The organism is Paenibacillus pectinilyticus, assembly GCF_001700435.1.
In the GTDB taxonomy this organism is placed as follows: domain Bacteria; phylum Bacillota; class Bacilli; order Paenibacillales; family NBRC-103111; genus Paenibacillus_E; species Paenibacillus_E pectinilyticus.
In genome coordinates this window covers 14,329-31,847 of the sequence record NZ_LYPC01000009.1, presented here as the reverse complement: position 1 = coordinate 31,847, position 17,519 = coordinate 14,329, and the positions used below count along the sequence as shown (strand labels likewise).

The following is a 17,519-nucleotide window of genomic DNA, read 5'->3' as shown; positions in this document are numbered from 1 at the left end:
AAATATCCAACATTCTTGCGATATATAACACTTTCTTATGGAAGTTATAGCTGGGCAATACAGTCGTAAGGGGAGCGTTGCGCACAAAAAAACACCTGCTTAGTCAGGTCGCTGCCGCGCCTGCCAAACAAGTGTTCCATCATCACCATGTGACTATTTTTCTGATTACTACTCTCTACTGGAAAGCTCCTCCGCTGTATAAACGGGGAAATCCACAAACACACGGGTGCCCTGCCCCGGTTCACTTTCAATCCGCAAGCCATAGCTTTGACCAAAGCGAATCTGGATGCGATCGTGCACATTTTTCAGCCCATAACCGACCGAATTTCGCTTAATGACCTCTTCCGCTAGCTCCTTGCTCATCCCTGGCCCGTTGTCCTCGATACAGAACGCCAAATCATCTCCCGACCTGTAGCCCCGAAGACGGATAACGCCGCGCTCACTTCCCTTGCGGAGCTTATCGATCCCATGCTCTAAGGCATTTTCTAAGATCGGCTGAAAAATCAGATTGATCATATCATATTGCAGCAGCTCTTCATCAACCGCGCAGATAAAATCAAAGCGATAATTGTGCATGATACTTTGGATATGCATATAGTCCTTGGCATTCTCCAGTTCATAGCGAACCGGAATGAAATCCCGCCCTTTATTGAGCACCGTTCGGTAAAAGCGCGAAACCGTATTCGTAATTTGACTGATTTCCATCGCGTCGATTTCTAGCGCCTTCCAATTAATGATCGACAACGTGTTATAGAGAAAATGCGGATTGATCTGCGTTTGCAGCGCCTTGAGTTCGGCTTCTTTCTGCGTAATCTTACTTTGATAAACCTCTTCAATCAGCGTATTAATGTTGGTAAGCATATTGCCGAAGCGATTCGTGAGCTGGCCAATTTCATCTCTAGACTGGCTTGTCACATCAATCTTCAGATTCCCATTTTCGACGATCAACATCTTCTTATTGAGCTTAATAATGCGTTTGACGAACGTGTTCGAGAACATCCATATAATGAGCAGCAAGCCGGCTAAGCAAATCAGAGTAATCAGCGCTGTGGCGCTCACAATACTCCGTGCATCTACGGAAATGCCATTCTTTGGTGTATAATAGACCAGCTTCCACCCCGGCTCCTCCATCTCCTCCGTGATGTACATATAATCCGTTGCACTCATGGAGAAGGAACCGATTCGCTCTGTCAATTGGGCGGTCTGCAGCGATTCTATCGGAAGGTCCGCACTCATATGCATGTTCTTTGATAAAATCTGATGCCCCTCTTTATCTAAAATCAAGATGCCATAAGCCTTCGCTTTGATATCGTCCAATCCTTGAAATAAACTGTCCGCATCGATACTTAGGTATAATACGGCAGGGGATTTCCCTAGCGGCACTTCCTCGTCACTGACGAACGGCCGAGTAGCGAAGAGCTTGCCATTCTTAATGTGCCACTGGGTCTCTTTTGAAGGCATCCGCCCGTTCTTCGCCCATTGGAGATCGGTCGTCAAGCTGAGAGGCAGAATATACTCGCCACGGAGAATCGCCTGATTCTCTGTAAACACCGATATTTGTAAAATATCACGATTGAAATCCAGAATGTTGCTAAAAAACGGATCCACATAGTCCCGATACAGATCAGAAAAGTTGCCGTCATCACTAATGAAGATCCGTTTGAATACGACATTTTGCGTGATCGAATTAATAATCGCTTCATGCTGCTTCGCCCGATAGTTAATCGTCTCCGCAATTTGACTGACAGCGCCGTCCAAATTCTGTTTCGCCTGCTGCAACAGGAAGGAGCTAGCTTGGTGATAAGAGAACAAACCCAGTACGACGACGGGAATAATGGATACGACAATATAAGAGATAAAGAGCTTCTGCTTGAATCTCAAATTTTGAAAATATGCTAGAAATAGTCTCATATTAGCCTGTTCTCTCACGGAATTTGGCAGGACTTTGCCCATGATACTGTTTGAATGTTTTACAAAAATACGACGTATTCATGAATCCCACTTGGCCGCTAATATCTGCGATCGTTAGATTCGTCCCGTGGAGAAGCTCTGCTGCCTTATGCATACGGATGCTCGTTATATATTTTACAAGGGTTTGCCCTGCTTCCTTCTTGAACAGATAACTCACGTACGTCTGCGTAAGGAATACCTTGTCGGCAATCCATTGCAAGCTGATATCTGATCGATAATTGTCCTCGATGAGCTTGCGGATATCCTTGATCACTTTCTTACTAAACTCCGGATTATGAACCTCTGCGTCGCTATTTAATAAACCTAGAACCGATTGAATCTGTGCCTTCAGCTCCGTCAACGACTTACAGCCAAATATCGTTTCGACGACGGATTTAAACGTGTAACTATCCTGATTGCCGGCCGTTTCCCAAATCTTCTTAGCCAGCTCGATACACATGTATTTCACATAGATGGCAGAGTGCTGCCCGCTTCCGTCAATCGTTTTGAAGAATAGCTCTATGCCCTGACGGAGACCAAATTCATCCTTCATGTCCAGATGCCAATGGATCGTTTCCATCAATTTCGGAATGGTGTTGGAGATGTCTTCTTTCCCCTGACTTTCGTCCGAATACATGACTGTGCTTTCCTGGAAGAAAAATTTATAGTCCAGCATGTTCTCCAGCATCTTGAACTCCGTGGCCAGATCATTTCCTGCATGTAACCGATTCGACATCACGACTGTGAAGATTTCATCGTAGGCGCTCGCTATACGCTCTTTGAGCCTGCTTCCTAGCGACTGAAGCACGTCTTCATCCTCTTTATCATCCCATCGCACAAAAAGTAAACTCTGACTTTCGTTTAAATTCACATAATCGAACGGCACAGGAACCACTTCTTGCAAAATGCCAGGGAGTCGATCATGCTCCACATCAAAAACGGAAGACGCATAGTCAATCAAGATCATTTGAACCGACATCTGATTAAAATCTATATCAAGCGAAGCTAGCTTGCTGGCAAGCCCTGTTGCTGACTGGGAAGGATGGATAATCTCTAGAAGCAGCTCCTCCTTCTCCTGCTCTTGATCCTTTTGGCACAGCGCAATAACCTCGGTAAACGCTCGCTGAAAATCATTGACATCGATCGGCTTAAGCAGATACGAGAAGATGTGATAGTGAATCGCTCTTTGCGCGTATTCAAACTCGCCGTATGCGCTGAAAATCATAATTTTCAAGTCAGGGAATTGCGCCCTAGCCTTCTCACATAAGGAAAGACCATCCATAAAAGGCATCTTGATATCCGTTAATAAAATATCGATAGGCTGAGCAAGTAAAATGTCCAGTGCCTCTTCACCATTCTCTGCTTCCAGCACGACTAAGGGCAGCTTATATTTGTGAATTAACCGCTTAATTCCTTCTCTTTCGATGTATTCGTCATCAACAATGAGAATCTGAAACAAGGGTTGCCTCCTTTTCTAAGCAGGCCATAATGCCTTGGAAACCTTTGGCAGCTGCTTGGAACCTCTGTGTAGTCATGATGAACTCCTCCTAGACAATACCGACTCCATCTAAATTTTATCAGACCCCGCTCACGATGAACATTCAACATTTTTGCGTTCCATGTGACTTTTTTATGATCCTGTAAGCAAAAGAAAAAAGAACAGGCACTATGCCTGTTCCACCTCCACACCTAGCTTCATGAAATCGCCCAGCATGAGCGAACGGAAATCCTCTTTCCAAGGCGACAAAGCCTTCAGCTGTTCATAAATCTCATTGGCCTTCTGGACACACACGGACTGCACAATACGTGCATACTCCAAACAGCCCGAGTCATGAATCAACCGCTTGATCTGGTCTTGATTCTCAGTCATGAACTCCGCTGTCACCGCACTCTCATAATAAGCCTTCACCGGTGAGAAGACCTCGTCTTCCACCGCAAGAATATACAAGATTGGCAGTGTCCGTTTCTTCGCCATCAAATCGCTTTTCTCATCATAGCGAACGAGATCGCGCATATCATTCTGAATTTGATGGAGAAGTCCCACGCAATCCGCCATCTGATGCAGCTGCTCTATCGTTTCTTCCCCACAATCCGCATCGGCATAGCCCATGAAGCACGCCAATCGGAACAAGGAGCCCGATTTCTCTTGGGTCATCCACAGATACTCATCGACGGTTGAAGCGGCATTGGTCACATCCTTATGTTGCCCGTTAATCGATCTCGCGATGATTTTGCTGATTTCAACCAGCATGTTCCCGCTTGCCTGCAATCTGCCCAATTCACCCACTACACCCATAATAAGCGCTAAGACGGCGTTCAATGCGCTTGCGGAATCCACTTGCATCCAAGGCTTACTCGCATTATCCTGATCCTGGAGATCATCGACGATATCGAGGATGAGAATAACCAACTCGGTCAATGCCGCACGACGATGAATATCAGGAGAATGACCGCCTACCATGGCATGCGTGCAAAGTGTGATTTTGGCCCACGAGAGACTCGCCGTCTCATTGTCAGACATGCATGAGCGCAGCAGCATTTTTAAATCTTCATCAAACATATAATCATCCATCATCCGAGCCATATGCTGCTGAACTTCTTGCATGCAAAGCGCCTACTTTCAAGTATAGTATTTACTTTTGATAAACTTCTCCAATGCCTCAGTTCTTGATTTCGCGCCCCACTTGTCATAGATCTTGCGCAAGTAATTATCAACCGTTCGCTTGCTCATGAAGATGCGCTCCGCAATTTGCTCATGCGTGGCCCCTTTCACCAGCATGTTCATCATGAGGACTTCTTCCTCTTGCAGCTCACACTCTTCCCCAGCATCCGCTTCGTTCAATTGCATCTGATTAAAGAAGGACAGCGGGATCATCGTATACCCATCCAGAATGCAATACACCATATTCTTGATCGTGCGCTCACTGGACTCCTTAGAGAGAACACCGCTTACTTTCATTTCAATGAGTTTATTATAAATACCCGCCAGCTCGATACCTGTAAAAATAACAATATGAATATGCGGATATAATTGCTTCAGTTGATAGGCAACTTCCGTCCCCGTCTGGTCAGGCAGCTGGTAATCCAGAAATACAAGCCCAGGCTGCTGCAGCTTAACCTGCTCCAAGCATTCCTTCGCATTGCTGACAACGCCGATAACCTCAATACGATCAATTTCATCTAATAACGACTTCGTCGCCCGCGCAAATAAAGGATGGTCATCGACCACTAATGTTTTGACAATCTCACTCATGCTGACATCACTTCCTCAATCGGTATGGTAATAAAGATATGAGTGCCTTCGCCTTCTCCAGTCTCCAGTTCAAAGCTTCCGCCAATATGCAGCACCCGGCTTCTCATATAGGCTAGTCCCATGCCTGACGCTGCAATTTCAACGGCAACTTCTTCCTTCACATGAAAACCAACACCATCATCGCGATAACTTAGGTAAAAGAACGCTCCTTCTTCCCACATGTGGAAGCTAACGTTTGCGGCTTGCGAATGCTTCTTAGCGTTGTTAAGTAATTCCTGAACAATCCGGAAAATATGCCGTTTGGACGATAGATCCTTGCCTTCAATATCGGAAATTTGCTCCGCTCGGAACGAAATTTCGAAAGGGGTTGTATACGATTCTTTCTCGACGAACATCTTTAACGTTTGTTTCAAACCGACTTCTTTCAGCAGATGCGGATTGAGTTCAAAACAGCTCTGGCGCAAGCTGGCATTAATCATTTCTACGAAATTGTTCATGCTGTTGAGCTGTTCACGATCCTCTTGACGCATCGACGGCTTCTCAGCCAGTGAAGTTAATCTCCGTTTCAGGAAAAATAAATCCTGCATCGTCGTATCATGAAGATCCGTCGCAATGCGAATTCGTTCTTCCTCCTGCAGCTCGAACATCACCTTGCGCAACCACAGATGCTCTTCCTGCGGAAGATGGGAAACCATCTGCTGGAGTCTGCCTGTCAGCTTACGAATGAGATACACATTTTCCATCCCTACTTCCAAGTAGGAGGTAATCAGCTGCAGCCACTGCATCTCTTCTTTGGCAATACGCGTATTCGTCTTCTTGCGTGTCACAATAAGATAGCTCGTATACTCTTCGTGGCAGTTCATTTCCATGAAGGTATAGTAAGGATGATTGACGACCACGGATGAATTAACCAATTGTTGAATCTCTGCGGTATCAATTTCACCTTCGCAAATCACTTCAATATCATTTTTATGTCGAAAAACAATGGCTCCGCCCGTCACTTGCAGCGTGTTCACGATATCCACAAGGATAATATCCTTCAAATCACGAAAGCTCGAGATCGTGCCGAGGTTTTTGGAAATCTTTTTCAATGCCGACTGCAATATGTACTTTCTCGGGAATAAATAGGGCTCAAGCCGTGTCGTCCAATATTCGGCCGCATATAGCATCGCTGATAACAGGAACAGCGTTCCGATGAATACGAATACCAGTTGCTTACCATTGGTTTCCCCATGAAAGATAACGGCAAATGCACCTGTAAACACACTGACTGGCACAACCGCCATTAAACATGCAAACACAACGCGTCGGACTACGAGTCCGATATCATAGAGTTGATCCGATGCGATTAAATAAGAGAACGTAATCGGAAATATGAGCAGCAGCGAGCTCGTATAAATCGGATCGAAGATCCAATCCCCGACAACAAGCTGCGGCAGAAACGATAGACAAATTATCGGTAGAAAGGATATAAGCAACGAATAAAACACACTTTTGATAATACTGGCAAGTGGCGATTGCACCTTTCTAATTTTAACAAAGAGTGTCGCCAAGAGTGCAATATTCAAGGAAATTACAATAATGAAGAATCCCATCGTGATCGAACCGTCATATTGATAGACGAAAGCCATCGAAGGAAAGAAGTATAAGACCCTTGATAGAAAAGCCAGTAAAGCAATGGTATATAAGTATTTAAAGTGCCGTTTGGGTAACTCCATATCCCCTTTTTCCTTGAAGAAGACAACAAGAAAATGCAGGAAAACAATGGGCAGCACCATCATCGAACTGGCAATCATTAATTTGCCTATTAAGTCGCCTCGCATAGACGCACCTAAGCTCATGAAAATAAGAGCAGCGCTCAAGAAGGAGAAGGCTAGCAACCGCGCCGACGGTGAGCGACTTTCACGCAGTAATAATAAAGCGCACATGAAGAGACATACGATTTCCTCAGCGAGCGAAATAATATCTAATGCGGAAGGTTTAGTCGTTCTTAAGTCGATTAATTCTACATTCCCAGCTCGTTCAATAACGACTGTGCCCGCCTTCTCTACGACATTCCATCTACGTACCGTAGACGATTCTCCAGGTGGCTTTCCATCAATGGCGATGACCCTATCACCAATATGAATATTCGTATTCATACTGTTTGCTTCCAGCTTGATGACCACCCACTCGTCCGTACGTGCTGGATCCAGATAGATACCATTATAGGGATAATGAAACGTAATAAAGGAACACCAGATTTGTAAGGCAACGACGATTACGATACAAAAACTGACACTAAACTTCGATAATAATTTCAATTACCTCTCCCCTAAATTCCAATATTTTGCTATAATTGCTGGTGTACACTACTACTTTAAAGAGGGAGCTAAATCTATGACAGTTATTCAGTTAAACCCAGAATTACAACGTTCCGTTCACGCAGTGAAACGCGCAGAATTGCGCAAGCAGGCAGATTCCTTCATGGTTGCTCAACCTCTATCTGCAGAAGAAACAGCAGCACTAATCAAGACGTTCACAACACCTTCACACACAAGACAACAAGATGCTAACGAGCCTTCCAACTACTGGTGGTAATCTAGTAGTCTCAGTTTACCAAATAAAAAAAGGGATTGCATATTAGCCTCTGCTAATTATACAATCCTTTTTTTATTTCGTATGCATGTTCTTTGCTTATTTCCTAGATTCAACCAGTTGGATTAGGCCGTTCCAAATGTAACCCCTAGCTCACGAAGCCGCTTGCGATAAGCAATGCTCAATCGATCGCACTTCAAATGCAGCTCTGCCTGCAAATCTAGCGGCAGCAGCTCCGGCTTCTGGTTTTCTACCATGATGCGATCTTGCTCGATGAGCCGGTCTTGGAATTGGATGAAAACCTCATCTAACTCGTCGTACGCATAATTTCTCTGCTTCAACATATACGCCACACTTGTCTGCTCCGTGACGGGCAGCACCATCAAGAACAGTCGGAAGATGTGGTCGGATATATCGTCTCTTTTGGTAAAGGCCACACATAACGGTCCGAATACTTCGTAGACATACCGACTATGAACCCCACGCCCCGTTCCATCCGCATCCGGCTGATACACGACAATTTCCTCGGAGCGCAAGACGCCATCCTCTTCCAAGACGTGATAATCATTGATTTCAGCGAACTCACTATCGCCCAGCAGCCCCTCATGCACGAACATCAAATGGGATACATCGAGGAAATTTTCAATAATTCGTGGACCTGCCGCTTGCAGCGTGTAGGGTCCCATGAATACTTCCTTGAAGCCCTCAGGTACATAAGCGCTCACTTTAGGCAGCGGCTGTGCAGGTGTTCCTAAGCATAACCAGATCAAACCGTGGGCTTCCACACAAGCATAAACGAATGCTTTGGCTTTCGATGGAATGGCTTGATCCTTCGGCAGCGAAGGGATCTTCGTGCAAGTGCCGCAGCCGTTATAGGACCAGCCATGATAAGCACAGACAAGTTCATCCCCGCGCACTTTCCCCAGCGATAGCGGGACTCCGCGATGAATGCATAGATCTTTAAACGCGTGGACACCTTGCGTAGTGCGGAAGACCGCTACTTTTTCGCCTAAAATAACAACGGCCTCTGGCTTATCCATGGGCAGCGCTGACGACAACAACACGGGATGCCACTCGTCAATCAACGCCATATCTTGTATTGTCATCGTCCTCACATCCTTCGTGCTTTATTTAGGAATAACACCTTTAATGCCCTTAACAAACCAAGTTGTGCCGAGGATTTCCTCGTCTGTCATCTTTTTGCCTGTCTCGTAAAGCGTTTTACCGTCTTGATCAACGAGAGGCCCTGTGAACACATCAAATGTGCCATTTAGAATTTCTTGTCTCTTCTTCTCAACTAAGGCCTTCACATCAGCAGGTACATTTTTGCCAAGCGGAGCAATGTCCGTAATGCCGTCTTTCATGCTGCCGAAGTAGGCATCGGATTTCCAAGTGCCATCCATGATGCTCTTCACCGTTTTTACATAATAAGGGCCCCAGTTCCATTTCGGGTTAGATATGTACGTATCTGGTGCGAATCTGCCCATATCGGAGTCATTCCCAATGCCCCACACGTGGCGTTCAGCAGCTGCTTGAATACTTGCCGGTGAATCTTGGTAAGCCGCTAGGACATCTACCCCTTTATCCAAAAGGGAAATTGCCGCTTGCTTCTCCGTTGCAGGATCGAACCACGTGTTACTCCATACGACGGAGACATCAATATTCGGATTCACGCTTTGCGCACCAAGTGTAAAAGCATTAATGGTGTAAATCACTTCTGGGATCGGGAATGCACCGACATAACCCAAGTGATTGTTTTTGGTCATTTTCCCAGCAGCCATACCGACGAGGTAAGCACTTTGATACTCACGTCCCATGTAAGTTCCAAGGTTTGGCGCTGTTTTGTAGCCCGTGGAGTGCAGGAACTTCACCTCTGGATGTCTTGCAGCTACAGCAACCATGGCGTCCATATAGCCGAAGGAGGTTCCGAAAATGATATCATTTTTCTGAGCCAGCTCTTCGAATACGCGCTCAGCGTCAGGACCTTCCGGTATATTTTCGACAGTCGTCGATTTAATCCCCAGCTCTTTTTCCATCATCAATCGGCCTTGATCATGCTCATACGTCCAACCGCCATCTCCCGGAACTCCGATGTAGACAAAGGCAACTCTAGGCAGCTTTTTCTCCGTTGTCGGCGTCGTGGCAGCCGCTGTGGAGGAAGCAGGCGCCGTGCTTGGCGCCGGTGTTGAACTCGTTGTTGCCGTTTCTGTGGAGCAGGCACTCAAAATAACTAACAGTATAGCCGTTAAAGACAGCATCAATTTTCTCATCGCTTCTACCCCTCTCTTTTTATGGACAATCCGCATTTCTCTACCGCTCTGAAAATCCCCTCATACCCTGTGCACCGGCAAATGTTCCCGCATAGTGCTGCCTCAGCTTCACGCCTCGTCGGAGAAGGATTCGTTTCCCATAAGGCCGTTAACGTAACCACCATGCCAGCGGTGCAATAGCCGCACTGCAATCCCCCCTCCTCGAGCATCGCTTGTTGAATCGGGTGCAGCTCTTCGCCTGCTGATATCCCTTCGATGGTTGTAATCTCCTTCCCCGCTGCCTGATACGCCATAAGCAGACAGGAATTTACGGGTTGGCCATCGAGCAGAATCATGCAAGCGCCGCAGCGTCCCACTTCACAAGAAACCTTAGTACCGGTCATCAGCAGGTCATCCCGCAAAATGGCAGACATCCGTTTGGATGCTGGAACTGCCATCGACACGGCCTTACCGTTAATGAAGCAATCTAGCACATACGATGTATTAATCAATGGCCTCCACCCCTTCTAACCAATCGATGGATTGCACGATGTCTTCTGGTGATATGGGCAAATGCGTCACCCAGATGCCTGTCGCTTGCCTAACCGCTGCTGTGATCGCAGGGGCTAAGCCGACAGAGCCGATTTCGCCGACGCCTCGAGGTCCGAAAGTATCACCCTCGGGCAAATCTTCGATCGCTTCAACTTGAATGCTAAGCGGGCTGTCGCTGAACGTAGGAACCAAGTACGTATCGAGGTTATGTCTGAGGTAACGCCCCTCTTTCATCACCGCGTCCTCGGTCAACGTGTAGCCCAAGGCCATTACGCTGCCGCCTTCGATTTGCCCGAGAAAGCCCATCGGATTAATGACAGGACCTGCGGCGATGACGTGATCGGTCTGTAGCACCTTAACCCTGCCGGTCAGCATATTGACCTCGACCTCGACGATCGCTGCTGCGTAAGAGTAGAGATAGTGCGCACCGACGCGCCCTTCGGGCGTCGTCGGGTAGTCGAACTCCGTATGCGCGATGATCGGCTTAGCTGCTGCCGCAGCAACCACCGCATACGTGACAACCGGCTTCCCCGCTTCATCACCCTTGTGATGAATGCCGCCTGCGCCGGTTGTGAGCTCTGCGGCTGGGAGGCCGCAGAGCTGCGAAGCCTGCTCCAGCAGCGCCAGCTCGAAGGCTGGCTTCAGCCGCTGGAGCGCGCGCCACATCATCGTGGTGGCGCGGGAGGCCGTGCTCGAACCGCTGCTGGGCACGCGGTCGGTATCGCCGATGACGATGCGGATGTCATCGGCGGCGCAGCCGAAGCAGTCTTGCAGCATCAACGTGAGTGCTGCATAAAGCCCTTGGCCGAACTCCTCGAAGCCGAAGGAGGCCTGGATCTTGCCCTCCGGCGTCAGCTCGATGCGGCCGCCGGAGTGATCGGGGATGCCGAGGCCGAGCCCGGCACCGTGCATCACCAGCGCAGCGCCGACGCCTCGGCGCAGCCAAGGTTCTTGCGCAGCCGCTGGCTGGCGAGCATACGCTGCGCGCTTCGCCCAGAGCGGCGATGCCTGCGCCTTCGCCCACACCTGGTCGGCGCCTTCGGTCGCCACGATCTGCTGGCCCATCGGGCCCGGATCTGCCGGCTGGCGCAGATTGAGCTTGCGCAGCTCCCACGCATCCATGCCGAGCTTCTCGGCCAAGCGTTCGATCTGGCTCTCCACCGCAAAAATCACCTGATTGCCGCCGAATCCCCGAAACTCACCGGATACCCCGTTATTCGTGTAGACGCTCTTGCCTTCAACATCCACATGTTGAATCGTATAAGGACCAATCGTATGCTCGGTAGCAAAATTCAATACCTCGCAACCGAGTGTCGCATAGGCTCCTGTATCCGCGAGGATGCGAACTTGATGCGCGATAAGCCGTCCATCTTGATCTGTCCCGGTCTTCATCGTAATCCGCATCGGATGACGCTTGATGCCGGAAATGACGGATTCACGGCGAGAATTGTGCATTTTGATCGGCTTACCTGTCCGCAGCGCCATCATGGCGCCAAAAGGCTGCACATTCAACTCATCTTTGCCGCCAAATGAACCGCCGATAGGGCTCGATACAACGCGTATCTGCTCCTCGGGGACGCCAAGAATACGTGCGAGTTGAAACCGATCTTTGTAGCCATGCTGCGTTGGCGAATATACGGTAAGCCGTCCATTCGTTTCTGGAAGGAAGAGACCGCCTTCTGTTTCCATATACGTGTGCATTTGTCGAGGTGTCCAATAGGTAGCTTCAACGACATGTGCACATGCCTCAAATACGTCATCTATGTTTGTGTCGCCATGTCGCAAGGAAGTCTGATGCAGCAAATTCCCCTCTGGATGCAGCATGATCGTACCCGCTTCTAGTGCGGTTTCTGGATTATCGACAAGAGGGAGCGGCTCATACACGACCTCGATGAGGCTAAGCGCATACTCCGCAATTTCCTCCGTATCTGCCGCTAGGCATGCTACCGCATCTCCGATATAGCGAACACGATCATGGCACAGCACCGGCTGATGCGGAAAAGCAATGCCGAATAAATTGAGACCTGGTACATCTTCGGCCGTTAGGACTACACGTACACCAGGTAGTTGTTTGGCTTTCGTTGTATCGATCGAAAGAATCCAAGCATGCGGATATTGGCTCCGCAGTACCTTGCCATGCAGCATGCCGGGGGCTGTTAAATCGGTGAGATAGTGGAGCTCCCCCGTAACCTTTTCTTTCCCGTCTGGTCGGATAATCCATTTCTTCGCATGCGTATTACGATTTAGGAGCATGGGCTCCGCCCCCTTTACGCCAAGCTTTGTAACACTCCGAAATGATCATATTCGCCGCTGTCTGCTTCCGATAAGCCACACCAGCATAATCATCCGCCACTGCGTTGAAGTCAGCCATGATGCCCTTATGGAGAGACTGTAACACCGTCTTGGATAATCGTTTCCCCATTAGATCAGCTTCCAAATTCGGGAACCTCATTGGGATTGCTGACCCTCCGCCTGCGGCTAGCGCTATGTCAGTAATTGCTCCGTCAACGCCGATGGTGAGAATGCCTGCCACAGTTACAACCGAGGGTGTAAATGCCTCTCTGCGCCCTACCTTGAGGTAAAACTCATGTTTGACCACCGCTTCTGCAAATGGATCAACATCCAATGGTACATGCGTATCTTCGGTGCTCTGAGCTCCTCCACTAGTGTCCGTTTGTTCAGCTATCTCCGTGCTCGCTGTCCCTGTCTCTGTCTGTACAATAATGCTTGTTACCAGCTCATCTGATGCCACAGGTGCGGCAAGCCAATCTTTCAGTAGCGTGGTTCGTTCTGTCTGCCCATCCGCGCAACGAATTTGCGCGTTCATCACTAGTAAAGCGGGGATCAAATCCCCTGTACGTGTCATGACATTACCTCCTATAGAGGCAAGATTTCGTATGGAAGGTGCCGCGATTTCCGAGCATGCTTGCACGAGAAGCCTGCATGTGTGCTGAACCAGCTCGTTCTTCATTAGATCTGCTATGCTAAGCGCTGGCCCTATGTGAACTTGCCCTAAGGAATTAACCGTTAATCCCGAGAGTGCAAGAATGCGTCCAAGACTTATGAGATGCTGCGGCATCGGTGCGAGGCCATTCTCCCAACGTGTGCGAAGCCAAGTGCCTCCAGCTACAATCACCGCGTTGTCGCCCCAGTTACGTTTCAATTGTATGGCTTCCTCCACACTTGTTGGCTGCCATACGGAAGGTTGCTGCTCTGGCAGCTGATGTATAGGAACTGACATGTGCACCCCTCCTCAGAGTTTCTAAGTGACAACGTGCTCGTTAAGTGTTCTGAGTTACTTTGAGAAACTTGTTTACTTTGCATTTGGCGCCAATTACCTACAAGAGCGGAATGTCGTTCCATTTTTTCTTCACATGAGGCCAATTCCACTGCTGGCTCCCACACATAACGCCTTATCTTCTGCATTCGCTCGAATAAATTAGATCTACTATAATCAATTTTCGAAATTAACGTCAACTAACTTCACATCATTTTGTTTTTTTGTATAAAAAAAGAGCGCATCATTCGTATCAATGCACTCCCCATCTATTTTTATGTTATTTAAATTCACATAAAATGGTGCTTAAAGATTTTCACAGCTTTTTCATATCGTTCAACGGTATCGATATCCATGAATTTCAGCTGTTCAGCTTCCTCGATGATCTGCCCACGATAGGCAGGTAATTGAAACAGGGATCGTGCACCTGCATCCCCCTCCAAAACAGCGACTGCCGGCCACATGCCACGTGCCAGAATGACAGGCGGTTTTGGAACTCCCTTATCACCGCTAGCGATAAAGTCATAACCTTCACCTTCACTGAAACCATCCCTCAACCTGCCCAGCATGGCGCCATCAATGAACGGTTGATCGGCTAACATGACCAGCGCTCCTTCCGCACCTAGCGCCTCGGCCTCCTGGATACCTGTGCGAAGCGAATAGGCCATGCCCAAGTCAGCATCCTGACATTCCGCGATTCGGCATCGGCCACTCGAAATGTGCCCATGTGCCTCCTCCGGCAACCAGCCCAACGTATCGCCTTTGCGCACGACAACAATCACCTGCTCCAGCTCGGAGTGCAGCGCCTCCGTCAGCGCAATACCGCCAAGACTAATGCCCTCCGCCAGCTCTAAACACTGCTTCGCTGTCCCCATGCGACGGCTGCTTCCCGCCGCCAAATAAATGCCGACCAGCTTCTTCCCATGTGTCACCATGTGCTAAAACTTTGGACATCCCGTCCGTTAGCTAGGGGGGAACTCCACGGACCTGCTCCTGGATTACTATGTTTTCCGTGTCTACCATGCTTACCGCGCTTTACCGCAATCAACTCCGCGACGATAGAGATCGCATTCTCGAATGCGCCCTCTGAGCCGATGCTTACCCCAATAGGCGCATGCAGGTAGTCGGGGCGCTCGAAGCCCTCCAGCATTTTACCCGTGCGGTCCTTCGACCCCATAATCCCGAGATAATGCAGGTTGTAAGCCATAACACCTTGGAAAAAAGCGGTGTCTTTCTCCAATTGATGACTCATGATGATAACATAGTCACGATCGTTCAGCGCAAGCTTTTTGACTAATGCCTCAGGAAAAGCTACAACCGTTTCTACCCCGGGAAACTTATCCCCATTGCAGTACGCTTCGCGCCAATCCGCAACAACCACGCGAAACCCACTGTTTGCAGCCATTTGCACCAATGGACGTGCATCCGGATTCGCCCCAAACACGATGACTCTTGGCTTCGGCATGAAGCGTAATCTTGTCTCGTACCTCATTGGATCCCTATCAGAAGGCAGCGTAGTCTCCACCTTGCCAGGTTCACGCAGCGTGTAGGCAATCTCGGAATACCCATCTGTATAAGTGCGGATCAGCTCCATCTCTTCACCGCGATCTAAGCTTGCTTTTATCACCAGTAGATTCACCAGAAGCTCCCCCGACAAGGGTTCCAGTAGAATTCGAATCAGCCCGCCGCATCCAATTGTTTCTCCCCAACCGAAGTCGTCGGCAGGCCGCATGTCATATTCCACCATTTGAGGCTTTTGCGAGTCCCACACGCCTGGCACATAGGCGGCGAGGTCCCCTTCCAAACAACCTGGGGAAATACTCCCTACCGTGCTTCCATCTGCCATTAGCAGCATGACAGCTCCTTGCTTACGATAAGCGTGGCCTTCCACATGAATCACTGTCGCCAATACACGTGCATTGGGATTACTCTCCACAGCTAGCAAAATGTCATAGGCCTCCATCGCTCATCGCTCCTTCTTTTTACAAATGCCTTGATTCTCCATATATTCCCTTATGTGTTCGTTACCTTTGCCATCATTCTACACGCGCCTTACCCGCTGGCTACCAGCCAATCGCCAACCCGTCGCCACGCGGATCAGCTGCACCACTTTTGAAACCCTGCTCATCAATCACAATGCCCTGCGCCTGCCCCATGATGCCATCCCATGACTTCACAGGCTCCACGCGATGCCCCCACTGCCTTAGCCGTGTATACACCTCAGGATCAAGTCGATGCTCTAACTTTAATGCGTCGCCATCTTCTCCCCACGTACGGCCATACACCCAACGCGGAAGCGATATCGCTTCTTGAATTGATAAACCATAGTCCAATACCCCGGTGAGTATAGAAAGCTGTGTTTGCGGCTGACCTTCTCCCCCTTGAGTACCGAACAGCATATAAGGCTTACCTGCCTTACTCACCATCGCGGGCATCAAGGTATGGAAGGATCTTTTGCCTGGCTCTAGCGCGTTCGCACAATTCGGATCAAGGGAGAAGAAGGAACCCCTGTTTTGCATAATAATCCCTGTATCCTCGGGGACGTATGCCGCTCCGAAATCGAAATAGAGGCTTTGGATAAAAGAAACCGAGTTCCCTTCCTCGTCTACTACAGCCGCATACGCGGTGTCCTGGCCGATTGCTGGCGAGAGATGCTCACTTGCTTGAAAAGGCTTCGCCTGAATATCATGCCATAGCTCCTGCGCGTATGATTTGGACAACAATCGCTCGAGCGGAATCTCCCTGAAATGAGGATCCGTGAGATACAGATCACGATCTTTGAATGCCTTCTTAATCACCTCAGACATGAGATGATAGAAATTCGCCGAAGCTCTCGGCACAGCTGCAACATCGACATGTTCCAGCATATTCATCATCATAAGCGCTGTGAACCCTTGTGAGTTCGGCGGCATTTGATAAATTTCATAGCCACGATACGTCGTTGAAAGCAACTCCACCCATTCACCTGCGAAGCTGCGGAAATCCTCTTCCTCCAGCAACCCGCCATCTTGCTTCATGCTATTAATCATCGTCTGCATCAACTCACCAGAGTAGAATACATCTCTGCCTTCTTGTTGGATAAGACGCAATGTTCTTCCCATATCAGCCTGAATAAGGCGATCGCCTTCCTTCAACAGCTCACCATCCCGCATATACAAAGCACGAAGCTGCGCAGAAGCACGAATAAACGGCTCATCTTTGCGCATCCAGTACAGTAAATTACGCGAGATCGGGAACCCCTTTTCCGCATAAGCGATAGCAGGCTCCAGCAACTCTGCCCAGGGGAGCTTGCCGTGCTTTTCCCACACCTGCCACCAGGCATCTACCATACCTGGAACCGTGATCGCGCTTAAAATGCCGCGTTGTGGAATTTTCTCCATCCCTTGCTCTTTATAAAAATCAGGCGTCGCCTTCGCAGCCGATTTGCCGCTGCCATTAAATCCGGAATATGCGCCGGTTGCCGCATCATGCATGAGGAAGAAAGCATCCCCGCCGAGCCCCGTCATATGAGGGTAAACGACACCCAGGGTCGCACTAATGGCAATTGCCGCGTCGAAGGCATTGCCGCCTTGCTGTAGAATCGCGCTCCCCACTGAACTAGCCAAATAATGAGGCGTAGCAATCATGGCTCGCTCTGCTCGTGGCATGATGTTTAACATGA

Annotated in this window: 14 protein-coding genes; 1 reads left to right on the top strand and 13 read right to left on the bottom strand. The window is 48.8% G+C overall.

Translation table 11 applies throughout. The features are described 5' to 3' along the window. Positions 1 to 168 precede the first annotated feature (168 nt). The 5 genes from A8709_RS02050 to A8709_RS02030 all read right to left on the bottom strand — a co-directional run bounded on the left by A8709_RS02050 (position 169) and on the right by A8709_RS02030 (position 7,506). A complete protein-coding gene (locus tag A8709_RS02050; RefSeq protein WP_065850542.1) occupies positions 169 to 1,911 on the bottom strand; it encodes a sensor histidine kinase in 1,743 nt (580 codons plus the stop codon). 1 nt (position 1,912) lies between these two features. Then, positions 1,913 to 3,409 carry a response regulator transcription factor gene (locus A8709_RS02045; protein ID WP_065850541.1) on the bottom strand — a complete coding sequence of 499 codons (1,497 nt, stop codon included), beginning with the start codon at positions 3,407 to 3,409 and terminating at the stop codon, positions 1,913 to 1,915. A 207-nt stretch (positions 3,410 to 3,616) separates the two neighbouring features. After that, positions 3,617 to 4,555 carry a polyprenyl synthetase family protein gene (locus A8709_RS02040; RefSeq protein WP_065850540.1) on the bottom strand — a complete coding sequence of 313 codons (939 nt, stop codon included), beginning with the start codon at positions 4,553 to 4,555 and terminating at the stop codon, positions 3,617 to 3,619. Between the two features lie 15 nt (positions 4,556 to 4,570). Then, complete coding sequence (locus tag A8709_RS02035; protein ID WP_065850539.1) at positions 4,571 to 5,203, bottom strand: response regulator transcription factor; 633 nt, start codon at positions 5,201 to 5,203, stop codon at positions 4,571 to 4,573. Next, a complete protein-coding gene (locus A8709_RS02030; protein WP_065850538.1) occupies positions 5,200 to 7,506 on the bottom strand; it encodes an ATP-binding protein in 2,307 nt (768 codons plus the stop codon). The genes A8709_RS02035 and A8709_RS02030 overlap by 4 nt, the downstream gene beginning before the upstream one ends. A 76-nt stretch (positions 7,507 to 7,582) precedes the next feature. On the opposite strand from A8709_RS02030, the gene A8709_RS02025 reads away from it, so the two are divergent. Further along, complete coding sequence (locus A8709_RS02025) at positions 7,583 to 7,783, top strand: hypothetical protein (RefSeq protein WP_065850537.1); 201 nt, start codon at positions 7,583 to 7,585, stop codon at positions 7,781 to 7,783. Between the two features lie 122 nt (positions 7,784 to 7,905). On the opposite strand, the gene A8709_RS02020 is transcribed toward A8709_RS02025, so the two are convergent. From A8709_RS02020 to ggt, 8 genes are all read right to left on the bottom strand, one after another. Further along, positions 7,906 to 8,886, bottom strand: coding sequence for an aromatic ring-hydroxylating dioxygenase subunit alpha (locus tag A8709_RS02020; protein ID WP_065850536.1), 981 nt, complete (start codon positions 8,884 to 8,886; stop codon positions 7,906 to 7,908). A gap of 21 nt (positions 8,887 to 8,907) precedes the next feature. Further along, complete coding sequence (locus A8709_RS02015; protein ID WP_065850535.1) at positions 8,908 to 10,050, bottom strand: BMP family ABC transporter substrate-binding protein; 1,143 nt, start codon at positions 10,048 to 10,050, stop codon at positions 8,908 to 8,910. Between the two features lie 5 nt (positions 10,051 to 10,055). Continuing rightward, on the bottom strand, positions 10,056 to 10,541 hold the full coding sequence (locus A8709_RS02010) for a (2Fe-2S)-binding protein (protein ID WP_244163070.1): 486 nt from the start codon (positions 10,539 to 10,541) through the stop codon (positions 10,056 to 10,058). Further along, the gene (gene pucD / locus A8709_RS02005; RefSeq protein WP_065850534.1) at positions 10,534 to 12,834 is read right to left on the bottom strand and encodes a xanthine dehydrogenase subunit D; all 2,301 of its coding nucleotides are present in this window, start codon (positions 12,832 to 12,834) and stop codon (positions 10,534 to 10,536) included. Before pucD ends, A8709_RS02010 begins: the two co-directional genes overlap by 8 nt. Continuing rightward, positions 12,818 to 13,822: an FAD binding domain-containing protein gene (locus A8709_RS02000; RefSeq protein WP_065850533.1), complete on the bottom strand. Its 1,005-nt coding sequence runs from the start codon at positions 13,820 to 13,822 to the stop codon at positions 12,818 to 12,820. The genes pucD and A8709_RS02000 overlap by 17 nt, the downstream gene beginning before the upstream one ends. A 326-nt stretch (positions 13,823 to 14,148) precedes the next feature. Beyond that, a complete protein-coding gene (locus A8709_RS01995) occupies positions 14,149 to 14,790 on the bottom strand; it encodes an NTP transferase domain-containing protein (protein WP_167356973.1) in 642 nt (213 codons plus the stop codon). Then, entirely contained in the window at positions 14,787 to 15,821 is a 1,035-nt protein-coding gene (locus tag A8709_RS01990) for an XdhC family protein (protein WP_065850531.1), read from the bottom strand. The genes A8709_RS01995 and A8709_RS01990 overlap by 4 nt, the downstream gene beginning before the upstream one ends. A gap of 100 nt (positions 15,822 to 15,921) precedes the next feature. Next, positions 15,922 to 17,517, bottom strand: coding sequence for a gamma-glutamyltransferase (gene ggt, locus A8709_RS01985; protein WP_065850530.1), 1,596 nt, complete (start codon positions 17,515 to 17,517; stop codon positions 15,922 to 15,924). Between the last annotated feature and the right edge of the window lie 2 nt (positions 17,518 to 17,519).